The 3602-nt window shown below is 36.4% G+C and carries 3 protein-coding genes; all 3 read left to right on the top strand.

Annotation, left to right across the window (positions count from 1 at the left end; genetic code table 11):
* Positions 1–193 precede the first annotated feature (193 nt).
* Positions 194–1531 (top strand): PTS cellobiose transporter subunit IIC, encoded by a 1338-nt coding sequence (gene celB, locus ABS911_RS14755; RefSeq protein ID WP_350468186.1) that lies wholly within the window; start codon positions 194–196, stop codon positions 1529–1531.
* A 130-nt stretch (positions 1532–1661) separates the two neighbouring features.
* Complete coding sequence (locus tag ABS911_RS14750) at positions 1662–2144, top strand: PH domain-containing protein (RefSeq protein WP_350468185.1); 483 nt, start codon at positions 1662–1664, stop codon at positions 2142–2144.
* The coding region (locus tag ABS911_RS14745) for a PH domain-containing protein (protein WP_350468184.1) at positions 2137–3602 on the top strand (1466 nt) is incomplete at its 3' end. The genes ABS911_RS14750 and ABS911_RS14745, both read left to right, overlap by 8 nt.

The following is a 3602-nucleotide window of genomic DNA, read 5'->3' as shown; positions in this document are numbered from 1 at the left end:
CCAGAAACAGTTAGTTATGTTGATGACTTGATGGAAAGCAACTTTAAAAAACCTGCTCAAATGGTTAAGTAATAAGATGTAAGAAACACTGATGACAATGCTTGCCTATATTGACTTCAATCTATCACTATAGGTAAGTTGTTTTTCAAATGAATATGTAAGCGTTTTTTTAAAACTGGAGGGAGAATAGATAATGGATAAAATAATGGAATTTCTTCAAGATAAGATGGGACCTATTGCCTATAAGTTGGATTCAAATCGCTATTTATCTGCTATAAAGACAGGCTTTTTTGGTGCTATGCCTATTTTGATCTTAGGTTCGATTTTTCTTTTGTTCGCTAACTTACCTATAGCTGGATATCCAGATTTTATGGCTTCTATATTAGGTGAAGATTGGACCACTTACTTTATGGTACCGTATGATATGACAATGAACATCATGACGATTTTTGTTATCTTTGGTATCGCAAAATCATTAGCTGAATACTATAATCTAGACGATCTAGCAGCAATCGTAATTTCAGTTGTGGCTTTCTTAGTTTTAACACCAACTATTTCTACAGCAGATGGGTTAATTGGCATTCCGATGAATAATTTAGGAGCCAGTGGATTATTTGTAGGGATGATCACAGCTATTATTGCTGTTGAAATCACTCGTTGGGTAGTTGCAAGAGGTTGGACCATCAAAATGCCTGAATCTGTTCCACCAAATGTAGCCAAATCTTTTACAGCTTTAATACCGGCATTATTTGTTATTTTATTCTTTAATTTTATCCGTATCGGGTTTAGCTTTAGCTCTTATGAAACAGCTCAAACGTTTATTTTCCAATTTTTACAAACACCACTGACTGCTTTAGGCAGTTCATTGCCAGCGACATTGGTTATTGTCATTTTTGAAATTTTATTATGGTCATTTGGGATCCATGGTTCTAATATCGTTGGTGCAGTTATGCAACCAATTTGGTTATCACTAACAGCAGAAAATGCTGCTGCTTTCAGTTTGGGAGAAACACTTCCCAATATTGTAAACTATCAATTTTATCAAAATTTCATAAAAGTAGGAGGCGCTGGTGGAACAATCGGATTAGCCATACTTTGTTTAGTTATGGCTAAATCTGCACAGTTTAAGACATTAGGCAAATTAGCTTTTGGACCAGCCTTGTTTAATATCAATGAACCCTTGATTTTTGGATTGCCCATCGTATTGAATCCAATCATGCTGATTCCATTTTTGATTACTCCGATTCTTATGGCTGTGTCAACTTACTTTGTTATGTCGATCGGACTCGTTCCAATAACGAATGGTGCCAATATACCATGGACGACACCACCAGTTATTGCAGGATTCTTGGTTAGTGGTTGGCGAGGCGCCGTTTTCCAAATCATTCAAATCGCTGCCAGTACCGTTATCTACTACCCTTTCTTTAAACTGGTTGATAACAAAGCCTACAAGATCGAAACGGAAGGTCAAGATGCAGTAAATAATGAAATGAAAGAAGCCATTTCTACTACTGAAGCAAAAACAGTTTAAACCAATGAGTGCAAAAAACGAGTGGATTTCTCACTCGTTTTTTTTATGTCTTTAAAACAACATTTAAGATAGTACTCTTTTCAAGATAATGATACACTCAAAGAAAGGATAATGGTTGGGAGTGATTAATATGTATAAAGATATGCCAGCGAAAAAATTAGACAAACGTGCCATTCGCTATGAACGAACAAAAGATATTATTGAAAGTTTTTTTACCTTAGCTGTTTTTGTCCTTTTAATGTTTTTGACTATAAGATTTAATTGGCCAATCTGGTTGATGGCAATCTGGATTGTTTTGCCAATCACTGACTTTTTATTGAGTCTATTCTTATTGCCTTATTTAAAGCTAAAGGCTATACGCTACGAAATGCATGCGCTTCATCTTGAAGTTATGAATGGTCTCTTTTTTAAAAAGAGAACGGTGATCCCAATTGAGCGAATCCAACACGTGGTCGTCAAAGAAGGACCGCTGACTAGGAAATATAGAATCCAAATAGTCGAAGTCTTTACGGCAGGAACAGGCCATGAGATTCCACTGTTGTTGAAAAAAGAGGCAGAAGAGTTAAGAATTCAATTGCTAGACCAGATAAAGGCGGTGAAATCAGATGTATAATGAAAAAAAATTGCATCCATTGACCCTTATTACTGAGGCCTATAAACGGTTGATTTCTTTTATCTTGCCTATTCTGTTCTTTGCTTTTACCGGCCCAGATATAGAAGGCTTTGGCTTGATTTTGCCACTGCTTTTCTTTACGATTTTTGGCTTGTCATACCTAGTGGACGTTTTAAGATACATACGAACATCTTTTTGGATTGCAGGAAATCGATTTGTGGTAAAAAGTGGGTTATTTATTCAAAAAGAAAAAGATGTTCAAATTAGTCGGATTCAAAGCATTGATTACAGTGAAAACTTGATTCACCGTATTTTTAATGTCACAAAGTTGGAGATCAAGACTCCTGGAAAAGGGATAACGTTAGATGCGTTGTCTAAAGAAGATGCATTAAAGTTGGCGAACCAACTGCATTACCTTAAAGAAACATCATTTGAAATTGACAGTGATATCAACGATGAGCGTGAAGAGAAGCAGATCGACCGACACAGTGGATTCTCCTTGCAAGAAGCAGGGGTCACAAAAAAATTGTATTCTATGAGTTTAGTAGATATCCTTAAGATGAATTTTATGGGAGGAACTATTTTTAAAGGCCTGATCATAATTGTGGGAGCAGTAAATATTTTTGGAGAGTTTATTCCTGATTCAATTTTTAATCAAGCGGGGACAATCTTCAGTCAAACAGCAATTGCCTCTTTTATTTTTATCGGTATCCTGCTGTTTATTCTATTGTATGTGCTAGCTACAGTGCTTTCGATTATTAAGAATTTTGAATACAAAGTCGAATTAACCAAAAATCACGTGACCATTGAAAAAGGATTGCTTGAAGTTAAGAGCCAAACGATTGCTTTAGCCAATATTCAAAGCGTATGGGAAAAACAGAACTGGCTGCAAAAACTAACGGGCTATACAACCTTTTGGGTAGGCATCACAAGTGATGATGAAGTGGATAAGAAAGATTCTGTGAGTGAAATGACTGAAGAAGGAAAAATTCTGTTGCTGCCGTTGGTAAAAAAGGATCAGCTTGCAGCGTTAAGAGCGGAGATCATTCCGCAGTTCAATTTTCAGCCTGCTCAAACGATCATTCCGATTCGATCTTTTAGACGGTTTGTACAATTTCCATTGCTATTCTGGATCATTGCAGCAGCTTTAGTTTCTTACTTTTTATGGCCATATGCATGGACGATCGGTTTAGTGGGTAGCTTGCTGTCACTTTTGTATGGTTACCGCAGCTACAAAAAAACGGGTTATGCTTTATCCACAGAAGAAGTAACCTTTCAGTTGATAACCTTCCTAGGTACCGAGATCATGTACTTACGTAAAGACCGTATTTTAAATTTAACAGTCAAGCAAAATCCTTTTTTAAGAAGAAGTCGATTGGGGAAAGTAGAAGTCTTTAGTGCCTTAGGAGATACATCCCAAAGCAAAGAACTGTCTTTTATTGAAGAAGCCGACTGTGA

Source organism: Carnobacterium sp. (assembly GCF_040274425.1).
The sequence above is the reverse complement of the archived record's forward strand: the minus strand, read 5'-3'. Positions and strand labels throughout refer to the sequence as shown.